Genomic DNA, 18,432 nt, shown 5'->3' on the forward strand with positions numbered 1-18,432 from the left:
TGTCGCAAGGATGCGCAGCTCAAGCGACTCTTGCGACGCGCGCAACGTCTTACGTTGCGCGCGTCGTGCTGACTGAAACCATCGCAAAAAATCACGCCAGACATGTCAGCCACAAGTGCCGAACCGATCCCCCGCGATACTGAACATCGTTCGCGCACCGATGCCCGCCACGATCTTTTCTTCCGTTTCCTCCTGCGCTTTTGCGCCATGCTGGTGCTGGCGGCGCTGCTTGGCGCGGCCCTCTCCACGCTGTGGGGTGGACGCGAGGTGCTGTTCAAGGATGGCTTCCGCTTTTTGTTCAGCTCGGACTGGAATCCGGTCGAGAACCAATTCGGTGCACTTGCCCCCATCGTCGGCACGCTGGTCACGTCGCTGATCGCGCTGCTTCTTGCGGTGCCGGTGAGCTTCGGCATCGCCCTCTTCCTTACCGAGATTGCGCCACGCTGGATGCGCGGTCCGGTTAGTGCCGCCATTGAACTGCTGGCGGCGATTCCCTCGATCATCTACGGCATGTGGGGCTTATTCGTGTTCGTGCCGTTCATGGCCAGCATCGAGCCAACGCTCAGCGACACGCTCGGCAACATTCCGGTGATCGGTGCGCTGTTCCAAGGACCGCCACTGGGCCTTGGCCTTTTGACCGCAGGCATCGTGCTGGCCGTGATGATCCTGCCGTTCATTTCCTCGGTGATGCGTGAAGTGTTCCAGACCGTACCGGCGCGATTGAAAGAATCCTCGTATGCGCTGGGCTCCACCACGTGGGAAGTGGTGTGGGACATCGTGTTGCCGTATACCCGCTCGGCGGTGATCGGCGGTATCTTCTTGGGCTTAGGGCGCGCGCTCGGCGAAACCATGGCAGTGACCTTCGTGCTGGGCAATTCGTACAACCTCACGGCATCGCTGCTGATGCCGGGAACGTCGATTTCCTCCAGCATCGCCAACGAATTCAATGAAGCGGTCGGCATGCACCGTTCTGCGCTGATCGCGCTCGGCTTCCTGCTGTTCGTCGTGACCTTCATCGTGCTGTTGATCGCGCGTTTCATGTTGCGCCAGTTGCAACGCAAGGAGGGTCGCTGATGTCTGCCGTCTACGCACGCCGCTCCGTCGTCAACATCGTTGCGTTGACACTCAGCGGATTGGCCACGCTGATCGGCCTGATCTTCCTCGTATGGATTCTGTGGGTCACCGCGCAGAACGGATTGGGCGCCATCAAGCTCTCGCTATTCACCAAGATCACGGCGTATGCCGACCAAGGTGGTTTGTCGAATGCGATCGTCGGCAGCTTGATCATGGATCTGATGGCGTTGCTGATTTGCGCGCCAATCGGCGTGCTGGCCGGTACGTATCTGGCCGAGTACGCCAGTTCCACGCGCTTGGGCGCAACGATCCGCTTCCTCAACGATATTCTGCTGTCGGCACCCTCGATCGTGCTCGGTCTGTTCGTCTACGTGATCGTGGTGATACCTACCACGGAACTCACTGACGGTCGCATCAGCTTCTCCGGCTTCGCCGGCAGCGTGGCGCTCGCGCTGATCGGCCTGCCGGTGATCGTGCGTACCACCGATGAAATGCTGCAGCTGGTGCCCGGCACGTTGCGCGAAGCGGCGCTGTCGCTCGGCATCCCGCAGTGGAAGCTCACCATGCAGGTGCTGATGCGCGCGGCGTTCTCCGGCATTCTCACCGGCGTGCTGCTCGCGCTCGCCCGCCTGGCTGGCGAAACCGCACCGTTGTTGTTCACCGCGTTCGGCAACAACTTCATGACCGCGCATCCGCTGGACAAGATGGCCAGCATGCCGGTCACCATCTATCAGTACACCAACGATCCGAATCCGACGCTGCATGCGATCGCCTGGGCCGGTGCGCTGTTGATCACCCTGTTCGTGCTGGCGTTGAGCCTGCTGACCCGCATCATGTTTTCGCGCAAGAAGGTGAGTTATGAATGACCTCGCCGCCGCTACCGCGGCTCCCCTGACCGGCGCCAACGCGCCTGCCAAGCTGAAAGTGCGCGACGTGCACTTCTACTACAACGGATACCATGCGCTGAAAGGCATCAACATGGATATTCCGGAGAAGCAGGTCACTGCCATCATCGGTCCATCCGGTTGCGGCAAGTCCACCCTGCTGCGCATCTTCAATCGCATCTATGCGATCTATCCCAAGCTGGAAGCGAAAGGCTCGATCGAGCTGGACGGCGAGAACATCCTCGACCCCAGCTACTCGATGAACCGCTTGCGCACCAAGGTCGGCATGGTGTTCCAGAAGCCGGTGCCATTCCCGATGACGATCTTCGAGAACGTCGCCTACGGCATTCGCCATCACGAGCGGCTGTCGCGTGCGGACATGGAAATCCGTGTGGAACAAGCGCTGCGCAGCGCCGCCTTGTGGGATGAGGCAAAGGACAAGCTCAAGCAGAGCGCGCTGGGTCTCTCCGGCGGCCAGCAGCAGCGCTTGTGCATTGCACGCGGCATTGCGTTGCGCCCGGAGGTGTTGCTGCTCGACGAGCCGACCTCCGCACTCGACCCCATCGCCACCGGCCGTATTGAGCAGTTGGTGGAAGAGCTCAAGCACGAGTACACGATCGTGATCGTTACCCACAACATGCAGCAGGCGGCACGCGTGTCCGACCGCACCGCCTTCATGTACATGGGCGACCTGATCGAGTTCGACAACACCGAAAAGATCTTCACCAAACCTGGCAAGAAGCAGACCGAGGATTACATCACCGGTCGTTTCGGATAACCGGGGCGGAACGCCCCACTTAATTCCCCTCTTCCCCGTAAACACATTTGGTAAACGGGGCAGAGGCAGGGTCAGGGCCAACCTCGCGGAAAACCTGCCGAGTCCCCGTCCCCACTACAGAACAGCAGAGGCCATCCCATGAGCGGCAGCAGCAAGGAACACATCATCAAGAGCTACGACGACGAACTGCTGCGCCTGACCGGCGAGTTGGTTCGCATGGGCGAGCTGGCGGTCAGCCAGTTGGAAGCGGCCATCGACGTGGTCGACCGTCGTGACGAGCGCGCCGCCCAGCACGTCGTCAACAACGACGACGCCATCGACCAGCTAGAGCAGGAAATCAGCCACGACGTGGTGCGCCTGCTGGCCCTGCGTGCGCCGATCGCTGGCGACCTGCGCCATGTGTTTGCCGCGCTGCGCATTGCCGCGGATATCGAACGTATCGGCGACTACGCTGCCAACGTAGCCAAGCGCTCGATTCCGCTATCGATGGCTGCCCCGCTGAAACCGACCAGCGGCCTTGCCCACCTCGCTGAACTTGCGGCTGAGGAAGTGCGTGGCGTACTGCGCGCCTATCGCGACCGCGATGCCGAACTGGCCTACAAGGTATGGCAGGACGATGTGGAGCTGGACGAAGCCTACACGGCTTACTTCCGCGAACTGCTCACGTACATGATGGAAGATCCGCGCGTGATCACGCCCTGCACGCATCTGTTGTTCATGGCCAAGAACATCGAGCGCATCGGCGACCATGCCACCAACATCGCCGAGAACGTGTGGTTCCTGGTGAAGGGCGAGCCGCTGACAGGGCAGCGCGACAAGCGTGACCTGACGTCCAGCCCGGAGCCGGTGAAGTTGGGCAATCGGCCGGATTGATTTCGTCCAGGGTCAAAATCCGCCGGAAGCCGTAGGTTGGGGTGTAAACCCCAACGCCGCCATCCTTGATCGACATGCCATGTTGGGGTTTACACCCCAACCTGCACACGTGCATTCCGTGCAAAGGTTCGCGTACGCTCACCGCCTACGCCATCCGCACGGACCCTCTGAGTGACGCCTGCGCCCCACGCTACCGGACCAAGCATCCCCAACAGCGCCACCTTCGGCTGGCCCGGCAAGCTCTACGCCCTCATCGCCTTCGCCGCCTGCCTGTTCGCCTTCGTCGGCCTCTCCACCAACAGCTTCTGGGCCGACGAGTTGTTCACCATGCAGGTGGTGGATCACCATCTTGGCCTGGGCGAAGTGTTCCACCGCGTACTGGCCGACGTGCATCCGCCGCTGTATGACTTTCTGCTCTACGGCTGGATTGAACTGTTCGGCACGAGCGAAGGAGCAGTACGCCTGCTCAGCGCGATCCTGGCAGTACTGAGCGTCATTATCTTCGCGCTGGGTTCGCGTCGCCGACTCACTCCCACTGCCATCGCTTTCGCCTGCGCCGTGGCCACCACTTCGCTGTTCTGGTATTCGCAATCGCAGAACGCGCGCGATTACCCGCTGGCTATTACTTTCTCCTCGGCGTTGCTGGTGACGGCCATCGCGTTCCATCAGCGCATGCAATCCAGTGGACGCGTGCCCGTCGCTGAATGGGTGGGACTCACGCTGCTCGGTATCGCCGGCAGCCAATCCCATCCCTACATGTTGCTCACGGTAGGCATGCTGCTGCTGTTTTTGCTGATCACGTCGCGTACCTGGCCACAGCGTATCGCGGTAGGCGTATCAGGACTGATCGTGCTGGGGCTTTATGTAGGCCTGCTGTGGTTGATGACGCATGCCGGCAAGCAAAATTTCCACGGTGCATGGTTCGTTAACAGCGCGAAATTTTTCGGTTCCCATCTGCGCCGCGTCGTCTTTCATTTCATGAGCCGGCAGGCGCTATTGGTGGTGGTAGTGATGCTTTTGGTGCTGTGGCTGCGCCGTTCGCGTGCGGCTCCAACGCGTGTCGACGCACCACCACTGACTGGCTGGGCAACCAAGCTCTGCGGCTTCGTATGCGTGGGTGTGATCGTCAGTGGCATTGCCGTGTCATTGCTGGTGGTGCCATCGTTCTCTTATCGCAATGTGCTGGTGTGCGCACCATTCGGCTGGTTTCTGCTCGCGCGGTTGTATGACGCGGCCAGCCCACATGCCACAACCCGCTTGGATGCCATCGCTGCAGCAGCCATCGTTGTGCTGCTTGGTTCGCAACAGATCGCACTGATGCGCGGCCGCTTGCTGCCTTCCAATGAACCTTGGCGCGCTTCGGCAGCTTACGTAAAGGGATTGCCAGGCTGCGCTGACGCCACGTTACCGGTTATCGCTTATCCCGGCACCTATGGCCTGGGGATGAACCCTGGTGTGCACGCGATGATCGAGCGCAATTACTACGGCTACTACCTGCCGCCCACCTATCGGCCTTATGCCTACTTTCCGGACGACTGGTTGAAGCAAGCGGCCCAAGCCTTGCAGACGGATAGCCCCTGCCCCGTGCTCGGCTGGGTATTGCACGATTTATCCGACGAAGAACGCGCGTTGGCGCTGGCCAAACAATTCGTAAGCCAGCCAGGCATCGCCAACCATCAAGTGGTGATACAGGAATTCGTGACCTACGATTTGAGCTGGCTACGCTGGAAACCGGCGCCGAGCGCGTTTGTGTTTTTGCGGGCGACCCCGGCAGCGATCGACACGCCGGCGACATTGTCTGATGGGACGGATAGCGACCGGAAGCATTCGTTGGGTGATCGGATCGTGGTGACCTTCAATCCGTCAACGGCAACTTATGACGTTCGTCGCATCCACTCCCAATAATCCACACGGATTAATCGAGCCCCACCTTATGCCCAGCCTCGCGCGCCTGCTTACGCACCCGCGCACTACGCGCAATACCGTAGATGCCAATCAACAGCCACGCCACTTCCATAAAAAACGCCGAAGCGTTGAACGCACCAAACAGCAGCGACAGCATCACGCCAAGCGCGCCCAGCACATTCATCAACTGGTAGATCAAGCCATTGCCGTGCAGCTTGTGAGCCTGCAGCAGCAAATAGGCCAGCAGCATCAAGGCTACACCGATGTAGCCTGTCCAATCATGCCAATGCAACGTCATCGCACACTCCTTTGACGCAACGCTTCGAACAAGACGATACCGGTAGCCACCGATACGTTGAGGCTTTCCATGGTACCTGGCATGGGAATCTTTGCTGTGAAATCGCAGGTCTCGCGCGTCAGTCGGCGCATGCCTTCGCCCTCACTGCCTAGCACCAAGGCAACCGGGCCTTTGAGATCGATATCGTAGATGGACTGATCGGTGTCGCCGGCCAGGCCGGTGATCCACACGCCAGCATCCTTCAGTACGCGCAGGGCACGCGCAAGATTGGTGGCGGCCACCAGCGGCACACGATCCGCGCCGCCCGCAGAGGCACGGCGCACCACCGGCGTGATGCCGACAGCACGATCTTTTGGCACGATCACCGCCGTCACGTTTGCGGCCGCAGCGCTACGCAGGCAGGCGCCGAGGTTGTGCGGATCGGTGACGCCATCCAGTACCAGCACCAGAGCATTACTCCCCGCCGCCTCGATCAACTCGGGCAAATCCTGTTCGCCAGCCAGCGCCGGTGCCTGGTAAAGCGCCACCACACCTTGATGACGCGCTTCGCCCGCCACGCGATCGAGCTGCTCACGCGGGCGATGATGCACTGGGATCTTCAAGGCCTTCGCTTTTTCCGCCAATTCATGCACACGCGGATTGCGCTGACCATTTTCCACCAACACTTCGCGCACGCGTTCGGCGTCGTTGTTCAACGCGCCTTCCACGGGGTTGATCCCGACGATCCAACTGCCAGAGTCTGCCTTCATACCCCAGATACCCCGCGTTGCATCTGAGTAGCCGCCATGCGACAGCCTGCGGCTTGACCAGACAACCAGTCTGGCGCTGCGCCACGCGCTGCCACCTGACAACTACTCAGATGCAACGCGGGGTATCTGGAATATGAAGACAGACTCTTACTCATCGTTTACCTTTCGACTTCGGCGCCTTGGTAGTGCGCTTGCTTGGCGATTTACCGCCAACCTTGGTTTTACGCTTATCCGCAGTCTTATCCATCGCCGCTTTCTTGCCCGGCTTGGCCGCGCCGCGTTTCTTTTCGCCAGCTTTATCAAGCCCTGGCAACGGTGGAAGCGTAGGAAGCGGTTTGCGTCCTGAGGGCAGCGAATAACGCTCGCCCGCCGCGGCGTAATCGTAAGCACGCGGCGTAGTCGGCGGCACAAAGGCCTGCGGTGCTGGCTCCGGTTCCTTTTTCTTCTTCGGCTGCACCATGCGGAAGTCGATCTTGCGATCCTCCAGGCTTGCACGCAGCACTTGGATGCGCACGTGGTCGCCAAGCCGGAACTGCAAACCGGTGCGCTCACCCTTCAGCAGATGGCGGATGGGATCGAAGTGGTAATAGTCGTTGGACAACTGGCTGATATGCACCAGGCCAGAAACCTTGGACTCATCCAATTCCACAAACAGGCCGAACGAGGTAACGCCAGTCACCACACCATCAAACTCTTCACCGATGTGCTTGGCCATCCATGCACAACGGAAACGTTCATCCACGTCGCGCTCGGCTTCCTCGGCGCGACGTTCGCGTTGCGAACAATGCACAGCCATCGCTGCCATCGCCGCTTCGCTGTAGTAATAAGCGGAAGGCTTACCACCCTTCAAGGCGTAGCGGATCGCACGATGCACCAGCAGATCCGGATAGCGGCGGATCGGTGAGGTGAAGTGCGCATACGCTTCCAGCGCCAGGCCGAAATGGCCACGATTATCCGGCTGGTAGGCCGCCAGACTCTGCGCACGCAGCAACACGGACTGGATCAGCTCGCGCTCGGGTCGATCCTTCACCATGCGCAGCACGTCTGAAAAATCGCTGGGTGTCACGTCTTCTACCGGCGGCATGCGCAGTTTGAATTCGCGCAGGAACTGCTGCAGATCTTCGTATTTCTCCGCCGGCGGCGACTCATGTGCACGGTACAGCGCGGGAATCTTGCGCTTGCTGAGGAACATGGCCGCCTGCACGTTGGCGGCAATCATGCATTCCTCGATCAGCTTGTGCGCATCGTTGCGCTCCACCGCGCCGACGGCCTGCACTTCGCCGGTCGCATCGAGGCGGAATTTCACCTCGGCCGTTTCGAAGTCGATCGCGCCGCGGCGGCGGCGTTGCTCAGCCAGGGCCTTGTACAGCGCGTGCAGGTTTTCCAACTGCGGCAAAACATCCGCCACTTCATGCCGCGCATCAGCCTGCTTCAGGCCGATCGCCTGCCACACCTTGTCGTAGGTAAGGCGTGCGTGCGATCGCATGACGGCGTCGTAGAACTTGGCCTTGCTGACTTCACCATCCTCGCTCACCTGCATGTCGCAGACCATGCACAGGCGTTCCACTTTCGGATTGAGCGAGCAGATGCCGTTGGACAACGTCTCCGGCAGCATCGGCACGACGAAGCCGGGGAAGTAGGTGGACGTGCTGCGTTCGTAGGCTTCCTTGTCCAGCGCGCTGTCGACCGGCACGTAGTGCGACACGTCGGCAATCGCCACGATCAATCGCCAGCCGCCGCCGCGTTTCGGTTCGGCGTACACGGCATCGTCGAAGTCGCGCGCATCGGCACCGTCGATGGTCACCAGCGGCAGCTTGCGCAGGTCGACGCGGCCTTCGCGTTCGGTGGCGGTGACTTCCGGCTCCACCTCCTCGGCTTCGCGCAGCACTTGCGGTGGCCATTCGTGCGGCAGGTCATAACTGGCGATGGCCATGTCCACCAGCAGCGACGGTTGCAGCCGCTCGCCCAACACGCTGCGGATGGTGCCCAGCGGCCCACGATAAGCGGTGGGCGGATCGGTGATCTCGGCGACCACGATCTGCCCGGAGCGCGCACCACGTTCCTGACCCGGCGCAATCATGATGTCCTGGTGCAGGCGGCGATCGTCCGGCACCACTAGGGTGACGCCGTTTTCGATCACCACCCGGCCGACCAGCCGCGACGAGCGCCGCTGCAGCACCTCCACAATGGAACCCTGTCGCCGCCCACGCCGATCGATGCCAACGACGCTGGCCAGCACACGGTCGCCGTGCAGCACGCTGCGCATCTGGTAGGGCGAAAGGTAGAGATCGTCGCCGCCCTCATCCGGACGCAGGAAGCCGTAGCCTTCGGCATTGGCCAGCACCACACCGGGAATCAGATCCAGCTTGCGGACCGGTGCATAGCCGCCGCGGCGGCCGAGCAGCAACTGGCCATCGCGCACCATCGCCGTGAGGCGCTTGGTGAGGGCTGCGATGCTGTATTCGTCGTAGAGCTGCAGCGCTTCGGCAATGCGCGCCTGGGTAAGCAGTTCGCCACGTTCTTCCAGCAGCGCGAGGATGGCTTCGCGGCTGGGAATCGGCTTCTCGTAGCGTTGCGCTTCACGCTCCGCGAACGGATCGTGCTGCCGCTTGGGCGCTGTGATGTCACCCGTTTCCGCTCCGCGGCGACGCCCCTGCTTGGGCACTCCCGCACGGACTTTCGGGGCCTTGGCCGCCTTGCGCGGCACCTTTTCCTTGGGTTTCTTTGTCTTGGTCACACCCTAGTATCGCCTCGATGTACGTCTTCGATAAATGGTTGCGTGCGCCATAGCCGACTGCAGCTGTAGAAGATGAAGAAATAGTTGACAATGTGTGCTCCCACCCCTACTCTACGCGGCTCGCACAGCCCTAAAGGCAACGCGACACCTGCCCAGGTGGCGGAATTGGTAGACGCACTAGTTTCAGGTACTAGCGGGTAAAACCGTGGAGGTTCGAGTCCTCTCCTGGGCACCAAATGCAAAGGCCAAGGCGCTGAACAGCCTTGGCTTTTTTGTTTCCAGCGCTCGAATTACCCGCACATCTACCCACACGATTTTGAGCAACGCGGTGGCGCAAGACGCGTGTGATAACGCTCGATAAAAGTCATTTCCGGTTGTTGTCGACCGCCTCAAAATGCTTGCGCGCACCAGTACGACACGAAGATGCTGATCGCCCCATCTTTGCGCCGACGTACACCATGACACGCCAGTACACCACGGACTTAGAAAAGGAAATCCGTCGCTTGTGAAGATGATCTCTATCTAGCGCGCACCTTAGTGCTTGAGCTGTTGAGGGAAGATTTGCAAGACGCGTCGCCGCCATGCCGATTCACCGCGCGCAGTACACCAGTGGTTCGAAGGCGATCGAAGAGGTGCTTGGTCTCACCCGGGTGGTCGAGGTGGAAGAACACCAGAACATCTCGGAGCGGGCAGCGTGATTAAAACCAAATAGCCTCCGATGAAGTCGGGACGATTCAACTACGGCCAGCTTCGTACTGCAGCACTCCTTCATTCTCACGTAGCTGCAAGTAATCCGCCATTCGCTGCGCTTCTTCTTCTGGCACACTGAGCGCAAGGAGGTTCTCCGATGACCATTCCATCAGCGGCTTCATCGCCTCGATTTCTCTGATACTGTCTTTTCGATTCGCCTGATCTCGTTCACCAAACCATACACGGAAGGTTACTTGACCTGAGCGATGAACCACCTCTGCCAACACATTATCCGGCGTCAGTAATACTTCGTCGCCCAATGCAACGTCATACAAGAAAAACGGGATGCAACAAAGTACAACACGATTAGGAGCAGTAGCTTTCCCCCAAAGCTGCTCCCACTCGTTCTTGCCTGCTTCCTCGCCCATATGCGCATGAAACACAAAATTCGCTGATTCATGCCAAACCGGCTCCCGGTGCACTGCAATATATTCACCAGTTTTCGCTTTCATAATTCGCCTTACTGATGCGGCGGCGGCGGTGACGAAGGAGGCCATGGGCCTTTATAATCCGGTGGAGGATTTACTGGTAAATCCCTGGCTCCCTTCGATGCATTACAATGTGAACATGCAAGCTGCGCATTTTCTAATGTCGCATTCCCACCTCGGGCTTTCGGGATCGCATGATCAACTTGCGTTGCTGTCCCTTCTCGGCGACAAAAAACGCATGTTGCAGTTGGGTTTTCTGCTTTAGCTGCATTCTTCACAGCTCGCGGAAAAGCTTTTCCTGCCGTATCTCCACCAGCAGCACCCGCTTTAATCAGAGGTGCCGCCTCCTTTGCTACTTTTACCTCTTTCAGGACCTTACCGACCAAAGCTCCGCCATCAGGTACAAGTCCAATAATCGCTGCCGATATATTGATGCCTGTCGGATCTTGATAAGCATCATGAATACTTTGTATGTCTCCAACGCCAGGAACTGCCCCTAAAATCACGGATTGCGCCTGCGCAACCTCCCCTGGGGGCTGTTGGGCTTGATCTTGCTCAATAGCACTCAAGCCTTGCAGTGTGAGAGACGCAGACTCGCGTCCATTTGGGTCTGTTCTTACTATTGGATTGTTATCAACGTAAGCGTAGCGGTTGAAATTGAACGTGTCGCCTCCCGTTGGCGCGACCGGATCGATACTTAAAAATCGTCCTGTTGCAGGATCGTAATAACGAGCCTGCATATAGACGAGATTCGTCTCCGGATCATTCACATGCCCGGTATAGGCGGGACCTTGTGGCGCAGGAGCTGGGGCCGATGTGCCCTGTGGCGCATACGTTCCATATGGTGTGTACTCGTACGTCTTCGTGATATTGCCATGGGCGTCCGCTTCGGCAAGCGGCGTTCCCTGCGGGTCTGTGTAGACGTATGTAACTGTGTCTTGCGGCTGAGCGTGCAACACGCTACCAGCGAATGCCACGAGCAGATAGATAAAAAGTTTTATCCACAGATCGCGGTTTTCGTGACCGGCCATATCCCTTCCCCCATCGCTCCCTAACAGTTGAAGCAGGATATCGCAAACCCTACCACCCGTAACTCCCTGGTAGTAAGTCCGACGCCACATCGGCGCTTGCGTCTCGGTGGCCTGCGAAACTCCGGATGAAGCCGAGCGGTCGCCTTCCGGCAGGGGGGGAAAAAGTCGGAGCTTAGGACAGGGCGGCTAAGACCGCCTCATTGGCTGGTCAGCGAATTTATAAGTGCAAGCAATTGTGCGTGGTTGATGGGCACCACCAGCTCAAGGCGCACCACAGTGCGAAGCGGGAAACCATTCCGGTCGGTACAATGCCGATGGATCGCCAGCAGGCCGTATTGGTTTCCAAGTTGGTCAATTGTGCCGGCAGGGCACTGAAGACACATTCCGAGCAGCGGCGAGATGCCGCTTGGCACTACCTCAACGCCATAACCCCCAGGGGGCCGAACCGTTGCCCGAGGACGAATCCCTGGCACCAAAACTTCACTGGAAGCGCCGCTTTCTGCTGACAAAACCTGGCACTGGTCCGGTTTATTGTTTTTGGCACTTACGTTCCGTATCTGCCGAGTGATCAGACCAAAGCTTTCATGTGCGTACATGCTGAAAATGGCGCGGATGCTTGCGCGATCATCTTCGGTGCAACGTCGCCTTGATTCATAGGCATCATGGCGCAGCCAAAATCCAACCCGGTCCCGCATGCATGCCACGTCCCCATTCGTCAACCTTGCTCGCCATCGGTGTCTTGCTGATCGCCATGGCGTCATACCAATGCGGTGCCGCCATTGCCAAGATGCTGTTCCCCGTTGTGGGCGCGCAAGGTGCCACAGCTTATCGACTGGTGCTGGGGGCTTTGATTCTGCTGGTGCTTCGGCGGCCATGGCGCTCGCAGCATGCACAAAGCAATCGGCGTGTACTGTGGGGTTACGGCCTGTCCATTGGCTTGATGAACCTGGTCTTTTATATGGCGTTGCAGCGCATACCGCTGGGTATCGCCGTGGCGGTGGAGTTCACGGGGCCCCTGGCGCTCGCGCTGTTTCATTCGCGCCGATGGCTGGACGTGGTGTGGATTGGCTTGGTGGTGGCTGGACTCGTGTTGCTGCTGCCGTCAGGCAACACACCGACGCGGCTTGATCCGATCGGCGTGGGGTATGCGTTGGCCGCAGGCGTCGGCTGGGCTTGCTACATCGTGCTGGGCCAAAAGGCCGGTGCGGTTTATGGCACCGACGCCGTGGCGTGGGGTACTTCGATAGCGGCGCTGGTGGCATTCCCCATTGGCCTGGCGCATGCAGGACACGCGCTGTTTTCACCGGGTTTGCTGCTGCCGGCGCTAGGCATTGCAATACTCAGTTCCGCCCTGCCCTATACGCTGGAAATGATCGCCATGACGCGCCTTTCGACGCGCACCTTCGGCACCTTGCTGAGCCTGGAACCGGCCTTTGCCGCCATGGCCGGCATGATCTTTCTCAGCGAACACCTCAGCTGGCTGCAGTGGTTTGCGATCGTGGCCATCATCGTGGCGTCGGCCGGAACGGTGTTGAGTGCTCGCCAGCCAGTGAGCGAGGCTGTCATGCCTTGAACATAACATCCTGATTGAATGCCGGAATCGTGGATCAAGGACTGAACATGTATCAGCGCGTATTTCGGTGGGTGGTTGTGTTTGTACTCACAAGCATGGCCTGGGCAACGGGGCGGCCTGCTATCGCATGCGACGTGCCGGCGCCCGTGAAGAGCATTGATCCGCCGGGCTTCTACGACGATGCTGCGGGCTATGCGAATGCCGTGAAACCCATGCGTGGGTTTATTGCCCAACTCAACAAGTCAGCCGAGACCGGCCAGTGGTCTTGCGCACTCGATCTGCTCACAGGATGGGCTCGTGCAGACGCCTTGATGGGCCCCATCAAGGGCTACCAGGGCTACTACGAACGCTCGTGGGCAGGTACCGATTTTGCGATGGTGATCCTGCGCATGCCGAGCGCGGTAAAAGCAGCCAATGCCGACAAGTTCGCGATCATCGATCCATGGCTGGAACGCATCGCCATCGCTACCCGCGATGCGAATGCGATCAACCATCTGCACAACAATCTCGTCTACTGGGCAGGTTTGAACCTGGTCGCCATCGGCACGGTGACGAATCAGTCCGATCTCATCGATTCGGGTCTGATACGCGCGCGTGAAGGCATTAACGATATCGGCCCCGATGGCGCTCTGGCGCGTGAAGTAAAGCGCGGCAACCGTGCGCTGCACTACCACACCTTCGCGCTGCTGCCATTGGTGTTTACGGCAGAACTCGTGCAACGGCGGCATATCGACCTTTATCAGGAAAACGACCATGCCATCGCACGCCTGGCCAATCTGGTGATCGACGCCGTTCGCGATCCCGCCAGTTTTGCGAAGATCACGCCGATCAAGCAGGACTTGTTCCCGTGGACGTTCCAGGACGAACTGTCGTGGATGGAGCCTTACTATGCGCACACCCGGGATCCCCGGCTTCCTGCGCTGATTGCGCCACGCAGGCCGTTCAACGAGTGGCGGCTGGGTGGTGATGTGACGGCTGCGTGGGGCGTGTCGTTGCGCTAGGCGCTTGCAAACGGATTCTGCAATCTCAAACCGCCTCCAATGACAAGCCCATGATGCATGTCTTCGGAGTAAAGCCACTGACATCCCTCGATCGAAGCAGCCGCCAGGACACAGGCATCGTAAAAAGCCAAGCGATGGCGCTCGGCAATGCGGCGAGCCAAATCATGTATTTCTACCGTTAGCGGAATCACGCTGCAGAACTGTTTTACCAGCTCCAGAAATTGCCCTACTTCGCTCCATGCCATGCCAAGCTTACGCACGCACACGTTTGTGATTTCATTCAACACTTGCACGCTAATCATCGGCCGAAGCTGCAGCAAGGCTTCCGCGCGATCTGCTTTGGCCGAATCACCAGATAGCAGATAAAGCAAGATATTGCTGTCTAGAAATATTTTCTCGCCATCAGTCCCGCTCATTCGCATCTTCCCTGTTGAACTTGAAATCGGCCGGCAACTTGCCCCGAAAGCGGCGCAATTGCCTAAGCAACTCAGCAGCGCCAGGTTTCTTGCGGACGGCAAAGACACGGGGAGCATCGACGACAATTTCGATGTCATCTCCTTCTTGCAATTCAAGTGCTTCGACCACGCTGGCAGGGAGGCGAACCGCGAGGCTATTACCCCATTTGGCGACCTGCATGACGAACTCCTTGGATATACACAATACACATTGTATATCCATGATTTCGGAAAGCAAACAAACTACAGCTCGCGCACCACCCGAAACCCCACGCGCCCGCTGCGAATACTCGCATCCGCCCCCTGCCGATACGCCGAATTCGCCTGCTCCGGCGAGCTGCCCCACGAACCGCCGCGTATCACACGCACCGAGCAACCCGGATTGATCCAGGCACTGCCATCCACCGGCGCACGCACATAGTTGTCGTGCCAGCAATCGGAGATCCATTCCGATACGTTGCCGTCCATGTCATAGAGACCGAACGCATTCGGAGCGAAGCTCATGACCGATGCTGGCCCCCAGTGACCATCACCATAGTTGTCGAAGGCATGGCTCCAGCGTCGTCCGCTAGGCGAACGGTCGAGCGAACCCGTGAGGTTTTCCACCTTGCTTTTCGGTGCGCCACTGCCCCACCAATAGCGCGAGGTGCTGCCGGCGCGCAGCGCGTATTCGAATTCCGCTTCGCTGGGTAACCGATATTTTTTGCCCGTGCGCTGGTTCAGCCACTGCACGTAGGCGTGCGCATCGTTCCAGGAAATGTTGACCACCGGCAGATTGTCCGCAGCGGGATGGCCTGCGTAATCATCTTCCCAGGTGGCATTGGAAACATCACGCATCACACCGGTGCGTTCGTCGTACACACTGGCGCCGCCCTGCGTAACGGAATCCGGCTTATAACCACTGGCGCGCACGAACTCCCGGAATTGCCGCACGGTGACGTCCGTTTGCGCGATCGCGAAACCCTTGTCGATGGTGACCTCATGCTGCGGCGTTTCCGCATCGGTGCGTCCGGATTCCTCATCCGGCGCACCCATCATGAACTTGCCGGTCGGCACCACCACCATGGTGGGCGACTGGCCATTCATGTCCACATAGCGATCACTGAACACCTGCCCCGGTTTGAAGCTGGCATAGAGCCGCGCATTGGTCAGGCGCTCCTCGAATTCATCAAGACCGGCCAGCTGCGGGCTGATCGACTGCGCCTGCCCAGCCAGTTGCTTGGCAAGATCGATGTTGCCGGCATCCAATGCCGAGCGCGCCTGGGCCAGCACGTTGGCGGCACGCTGCTGGCGGATGTTGTCGATCTGGTTGCGCACGTCATGCAACTGCGGCGAATCAGGCTGGATCGGCGTGGCCTCGGTCATCGATTGTTCCGCGCCGGCAAAGTCGTTTTGCGCCACCGCCGCCAAGGCGCGATCGAGCACCACGCGCTGCACCTGCAGAATGCCCTGTGCCGCTACGGCATTCTGCGGATCGAGCTTCTGCACCTGGCGATACACGTCCAACGCATTGCTGCTAGCAGGTTTGTCCGCCTTACCCTGCTGCAACATCGATGCTGCCTGCGCCAGCATGGGGCGCACTTGCAGCAGCGTCTTCATGCTTGCTTCGAGCGGTGCGACGTCGTTGGCGGTATTGGGCAAAGCCTTGAGGTTATCCAACAGCGTGCCCGCTGACTCGGAGTCACCAACGGCGATGTCCTGCGTAATTTGCGCAATCAGGTGCGTGCGTACTTGATCCAGACCCTGCACGGCGGCGCGACTGTCCGACTTGAGCTTGAGCGCCGCCAAGTACAAGGCGGCGGCACTGTTCTTGTCGCCGGCCATGTGTCCCGCCTCGAATGCCTTATCCGCCTGCGCCACCAAGGCCTTTACCTCGGGCGGATCCGCCGTGGTCTGCTCCGGCAACGGCGCCGGCTTGCGTGCCAGGCGCGCGGCAATCACTGCGGTGGGTGCCAGCGTCAACGGCGGACCGGCGTTGATTTCTTCCTGCTCAGAAGGTGCTACAGGGGCTGCATGAGCAGGCGTCGACGGCGCCGCACGGCCTACGCCGGGTGCGCTGGGGTTGGCCACTTCTTCCGGGCTCACATGAAAAAGCTCGGGAAAAAAGTGATACGTCAGTCCAAACGCCAGCACAAGCACACCGAGCGCCCCACCGAATGCGCGTTGACGTTGTACGGTTTCCTTACTCGGCATGGTGGGCGTTCCGGGGCTGGCCTGCTATGGTTCGCTGCTTACCATATGGCACCACTGATGACGGGGCAATCGCGAGTCGCCTGTTCCGTGATCTCGAAGGAACGCACATGCCCCTGCTCTCACCGCCGCCCCAGGCGGACTGGATCGACCAGCGCAATGAACTTGAACAGTGGCTGGCCGAGCTATCGCCCGCTGCCGTGCTTGGTCTCGACACCGAGTTCATGCGCCGCAATACCTTCTATCCGCAGCTTGCCTTGCTACAGCTCGGCGTGAATGGGCGCTACGCACTGGTCGATCCGCTCGCCTTTGACATTGGCAGTGCCTTGCAAGTGCTCAACAACGCCAATGTGATCACTCTGATGCACAGCGCCAGTGAAGATCTGGAAACGCTGTCGCCCTGGCTGCCGGAGGGCCCGCGCGTGCTGTTCGACACGCAGATTGCCGCAGCCTTCGTCGGCATGGGGCTGGGGCTGAGTTATCGCGCACTGGTCGCGGAACTGGCTGGTGCGGAACTGGACAAAGGCGAGACGCGCTCCGACTGGCTGCAACGCCCGCTCACCGCGTCGCAACGTGACTACGCCACGCTGGACGTGGTCTACCTCGAAGCGGTCTATCACCCACTCGCCGAACGCCTGGCGCAACGCGATCGCACTGCCTGGCATACCGAAGATTGCGAACGGCTCAAGCGCAAAAGCTGTTCGCGCGAAGGCGACCTGCAGCCGCAGCTCGCCTATCGCGGTGCAGCCGAAGCGCCGCGCGAACAGCAGGCTCTCCTGCGGCGCATCCTGCTATGGCGCGACGCCACCGCCCGGCATCTGGACAAGCCACGCCCATGGCTGCTGGAGGACGCGCTGGCCATCAACATCGCTCAACAGCCACCCAGAAATCTGGAAGAACTGGACCGGCGCTGTTCCGGCCAGCGTGCGCTGCGCTCCCAGCAACGCGCCGAGTTGTTCGAACTACTGCAGCCTCCCGTCAGCGCCGAAGAAATCGCCAGCACCAACCCCATCCCGCCGTTCCCGCAAGGCAAGGCCAAGCAGGCCCTGGTCGGCATGAAGCAATGCGTGGACACCCTGGCTACCGAGCTCGACCTGCCCGCCGGCCTGCTCTGCTCACGCCGTGTATTGGAGGAGTTCGTGGTCACCACCCAATGGCCGGAACCCCTGGAAGGCTGGCGCCGCGGTCTGCTCCACGACCGCCTTACAAGCCTGCTGCCCGGCTAGCCCCAAGGGCTTGGCGCTACCCCGCCCCACTGCTACCATGCGCAGCTCGCGTGGGGCGGTAGCTCAGCTGGGAGAGCGCTGCGTTCGCAATGCAGAGGTCGGGAGTTCGATCCTCCTCCGCTCCACCAACAAATCCAGCTATAAACAAGGGGTTAGATGATGTCTAACCCCTTTTTCTTTGCATGAATAAACGCTGAAATACATGCAAAAACACCCCCTTTGGTCCCACGTGGTCCCAAGGAATTGGTGCTCTTTCTGCAAGCCATGCCTACTCGTATGCTCAATGCATGAGCATCAATCTGCCCATCCTCCAGCAACGCTACCCAGATCGTTCTGCCATCACTCCCAAGGAAGTTGCTCAGGAGTTGCGAGGCAAGCGACGTCCCCCCGCCTTGAGTAGCGGGATGCTTTGGAGCCCGTTGTCACTTTAACTGCTTTGCGTAGTCCGCGGGCGTCAGCCCGCCCAGCGCCTTCTTAGGT

The 18,432-nt window shown here is 59.8% G+C and carries 17 protein-coding genes and 2 tRNA genes; 10 read left to right on the forward strand and 9 right to left on the reverse strand.

Going from position 1 to position 18,432, the window contains the following annotated elements; translation table 11 throughout:
• Positions 1 to 102: 102 nt before the first annotated feature.
• The 5 genes from pstC (at position 103) to IEX75_RS23845 (ending at position 5,514) form a co-directional block, all read left to right on the forward strand.
• On the forward strand, positions 103 to 1,074 hold the full coding sequence (gene pstC / locus IEX75_RS23825) for a phosphate ABC transporter permease subunit PstC (RefSeq protein WP_188798517.1): 972 nt from the start codon (positions 103 to 105) through the stop codon (positions 1,072 to 1,074).
• Positions 1,074 to 1,940 carry a phosphate ABC transporter permease PstA gene (pstA, locus tag IEX75_RS23830; protein ID WP_188798519.1) on the forward strand — a complete coding sequence of 289 codons (867 nt, stop codon included), beginning with the start codon at positions 1,074 to 1,076 and terminating at the stop codon, positions 1,938 to 1,940. Before pstC ends, pstA begins: the two co-directional genes overlap by 1 nt.
• Positions 1,933 to 2,736, forward strand: coding sequence for a phosphate ABC transporter ATP-binding protein PstB (pstB, locus tag IEX75_RS23835; protein WP_188798521.1), 804 nt, complete (start codon positions 1,933 to 1,935; stop codon positions 2,734 to 2,736). The genes pstA and pstB overlap by 8 nt, the downstream gene beginning before the upstream one ends.
• 138 nt (positions 2,737 to 2,874) lie before the next feature.
• On the forward strand, positions 2,875 to 3,609 hold the full coding sequence (gene phoU / locus IEX75_RS23840; RefSeq protein WP_188798523.1) for a phosphate signaling complex protein PhoU: 735 nt from the start codon (positions 2,875 to 2,877) through the stop codon (positions 3,607 to 3,609).
• A gap of 171 nt (positions 3,610 to 3,780) precedes the next feature.
• The gene (locus IEX75_RS23845) at positions 3,781 to 5,514 is read left to right on the forward strand and encodes a glycosyltransferase family 39 protein (RefSeq protein ID WP_188798525.1); all 1,734 of its coding nucleotides are present in this window, start codon (positions 3,781 to 3,783) and stop codon (positions 5,512 to 5,514) included.
• A gap of 10 nt (positions 5,515 to 5,524) precedes the next feature.
• Here the strand turns inward: IEX75_RS23845 and IEX75_RS23850 are convergent, their stop codons facing one another.
• From IEX75_RS23850 to rnr, 3 genes are all read right to left on the reverse strand, one after another.
• Positions 5,525 to 5,812, reverse strand: a complete 288-nt coding sequence (locus IEX75_RS23850) for a CBU_0592 family membrane protein (protein ID WP_188798527.1) — start codon at positions 5,810 to 5,812, stop codon at positions 5,525 to 5,527.
• A complete protein-coding gene (gene rlmB, locus IEX75_RS23855) occupies positions 5,809 to 6,561 on the reverse strand; it encodes a 23S rRNA (guanosine(2251)-2'-O)-methyltransferase RlmB (RefSeq protein WP_188798528.1) in 753 nt (250 codons plus the stop codon). The genes IEX75_RS23850 and rlmB overlap by 4 nt, the downstream gene beginning before the upstream one ends.
• A 151-nt stretch (positions 6,562 to 6,712) precedes the next feature.
• The gene (gene rnr, locus IEX75_RS23860) at positions 6,713 to 9,298 is read right to left on the reverse strand and encodes a ribonuclease R (RefSeq protein ID WP_188798530.1); all 2,586 of its coding nucleotides are present in this window, start codon (positions 9,296 to 9,298) and stop codon (positions 6,713 to 6,715) included.
• 150 nt (positions 9,299 to 9,448) lie between these two features.
• On the opposite strand from rnr, the gene IEX75_RS23865 reads away from it, so the two are divergent.
• Positions 9,449 to 9,533 (forward strand) — tRNA-Leu (locus IEX75_RS23865).
• A 499-nt stretch (positions 9,534 to 10,032) separates the two neighbouring features.
• Here IEX75_RS23865 and IEX75_RS23870 read toward each other — a convergent pair.
• From IEX75_RS23870 to IEX75_RS23880, 3 genes are all read right to left on the reverse strand, one after another.
• Complete coding sequence (locus tag IEX75_RS23870) at positions 10,033 to 10,545, reverse strand: DUF4265 domain-containing protein (RefSeq protein ID WP_188798532.1); 513 nt, start codon at positions 10,543 to 10,545, stop codon at positions 10,033 to 10,035.
• A complete protein-coding gene (locus tag IEX75_RS23875; protein WP_188798533.1) occupies positions 10,509 to 11,507 on the reverse strand; it encodes an RHS repeat-associated core domain-containing protein in 999 nt (332 codons plus the stop codon). The genes IEX75_RS23870 and IEX75_RS23875 overlap by 37 nt, the downstream gene beginning before the upstream one ends.
• A gap of 197 nt (positions 11,508 to 11,704) precedes the next feature.
• Entirely contained in the window at positions 11,705 to 12,202 is a 498-nt protein-coding gene (locus IEX75_RS23880) for a hypothetical protein (protein WP_188798534.1), read from the reverse strand.
• Positions 12,203 to 12,204: 2 nt separating this feature from the next.
• Between IEX75_RS23880 and IEX75_RS23885 the strand changes: the two genes are divergently transcribed.
• Positions 12,205 to 13,080, forward strand: coding sequence for an EamA family transporter (locus IEX75_RS23885; protein ID WP_188798535.1), 876 nt, complete (start codon positions 12,205 to 12,207; stop codon positions 13,078 to 13,080).
• A gap of 146 nt (positions 13,081 to 13,226) precedes the next feature.
• A complete protein-coding gene (locus IEX75_RS23890) occupies positions 13,227 to 14,081 on the forward strand; it encodes a mannuronate-specific alginate lyase (protein ID WP_229721066.1) in 855 nt (284 codons plus the stop codon).
• On the opposite strand, the gene IEX75_RS23895 is transcribed toward IEX75_RS23890, so the two are convergent.
• The 3 genes from IEX75_RS23895 to IEX75_RS23905 form a co-directional block, all read right to left on the reverse strand.
• Entirely contained in the window at positions 14,078 to 14,497 is a 420-nt protein-coding gene (locus IEX75_RS23895) for a PIN domain-containing protein (protein WP_229721067.1), read from the reverse strand. The two genes, IEX75_RS23890 and IEX75_RS23895, sit on opposite strands and share 4 nt — an antisense overlap.
• Positions 14,484 to 14,717 carry an AbrB/MazE/SpoVT family DNA-binding domain-containing protein gene (locus tag IEX75_RS23900; protein WP_188798538.1) on the reverse strand — a complete coding sequence of 78 codons (234 nt, stop codon included), beginning with the start codon at positions 14,715 to 14,717 and terminating at the stop codon, positions 14,484 to 14,486. Before IEX75_RS23900 ends, IEX75_RS23895 begins: the two co-directional genes overlap by 14 nt.
• Before the next feature lie 62 nt (positions 14,718 to 14,779).
• Positions 14,780 to 16,729 carry an SUMF1/EgtB/PvdO family nonheme iron enzyme gene (locus tag IEX75_RS23905; RefSeq protein ID WP_188798539.1) on the reverse strand — a complete coding sequence of 650 codons (1,950 nt, stop codon included), beginning with the start codon at positions 16,727 to 16,729 and terminating at the stop codon, positions 14,780 to 14,782.
• Positions 16,730 to 16,836: 107 nt separating this feature from the next.
• On the opposite strand from IEX75_RS23905, the gene rnd reads away from it, so the two are divergent.
• On the forward strand, positions 16,837 to 17,952 hold the full coding sequence (rnd, locus tag IEX75_RS23910) for a ribonuclease D (RefSeq protein WP_188798541.1): 1,116 nt from the start codon (positions 16,837 to 16,839) through the stop codon (positions 17,950 to 17,952).
• Between the two features lie 52 nt (positions 17,953 to 18,004).
• A tRNA-Ala gene (locus IEX75_RS23915) sits at positions 18,005 to 18,080 on the forward strand.
• Positions 18,081 to 18,432: the final 352 nt, after the last annotated feature.

This window comes from Dyella nitratireducens, assembly GCF_014642835.1.
GTDB classification, from domain to species: Bacteria; Pseudomonadota; Gammaproteobacteria; order Xanthomonadales; family Rhodanobacteraceae; genus Dyella_B; species Dyella_B nitratireducens.

Excerpts from the sequence above, each read along its gene's own strand:
- pstC (WP_188798517.1), top strand. The coding sequence starts at position 103 with ATGTCAGCCACAAGTGCCGAACCGATCCCCCGCGATACTGAACATCGT.
- IEX75_RS23850 (WP_188798527.1), bottom strand. The coding sequence starts at position 5,812 with ATGACGTTGCATTGGCATGATTGGACAGGCTACATCGGTGTAGCCTTG.
- rnd (WP_188798541.1), top strand. The coding sequence starts at position 16,837 with ATGCCCCTGCTCTCACCGCCGCCCCAGGCGGACTGGATCGACCAGCGC.
- phoU (WP_188798523.1), top strand. The coding sequence starts at position 2,875 with ATGAGCGGCAGCAGCAAGGAACACATCATCAAGAGCTACGACGACGAA.
- IEX75_RS23870 (WP_188798532.1), bottom strand. The coding sequence starts at position 10,545 with ATGGCCTCCTTCGTCACCGCCGCCGCCGCATCAGTAAGGCGAATTATG.
- IEX75_RS23905 (WP_188798539.1), bottom strand. The coding sequence starts at position 16,729 with ATGCCGAGTAAGGAAACCGTACAACGTCAACGCGCATTCGGTGGGGCG.
- IEX75_RS23900 (WP_188798538.1), bottom strand. The coding sequence starts at position 14,717 with ATGCAGGTCGCCAAATGGGGTAATAGCCTCGCGGTTCGCCTCCCTGCC.
- IEX75_RS23875 (WP_188798533.1), bottom strand. The coding sequence starts at position 11,507 with ATGGCCGGTCACGAAAACCGCGATCTGTGGATAAAACTTTTTATCTAT.
- rlmB (WP_188798528.1), bottom strand. The coding sequence starts at position 6,561 with ATGAAGGCAGACTCTGGCAGTTGGATCGTCGGGATCAACCCCGTGGAA.
- IEX75_RS23880 (WP_188798534.1), bottom strand. The coding sequence starts at position 12,202 with ATGCGGGACCGGGTTGGATTTTGGCTGCGCCATGATGCCTATGAATCA.
- IEX75_RS23895 (WP_229721067.1), bottom strand. The coding sequence starts at position 14,497 with ATGAGCGGGACTGATGGCGAGAAAATATTTCTAGACAGCAATATCTTG.
- pstA (WP_188798519.1), top strand. The coding sequence starts at position 1,074 with ATGTCTGCCGTCTACGCACGCCGCTCCGTCGTCAACATCGTTGCGTTG.
- IEX75_RS23885 (WP_188798535.1), top strand. The coding sequence starts at position 12,205 with ATGCCACGTCCCCATTCGTCAACCTTGCTCGCCATCGGTGTCTTGCTG.
- pstB (WP_188798521.1), top strand. The coding sequence starts at position 1,933 with ATGAATGACCTCGCCGCCGCTACCGCGGCTCCCCTGACCGGCGCCAAC.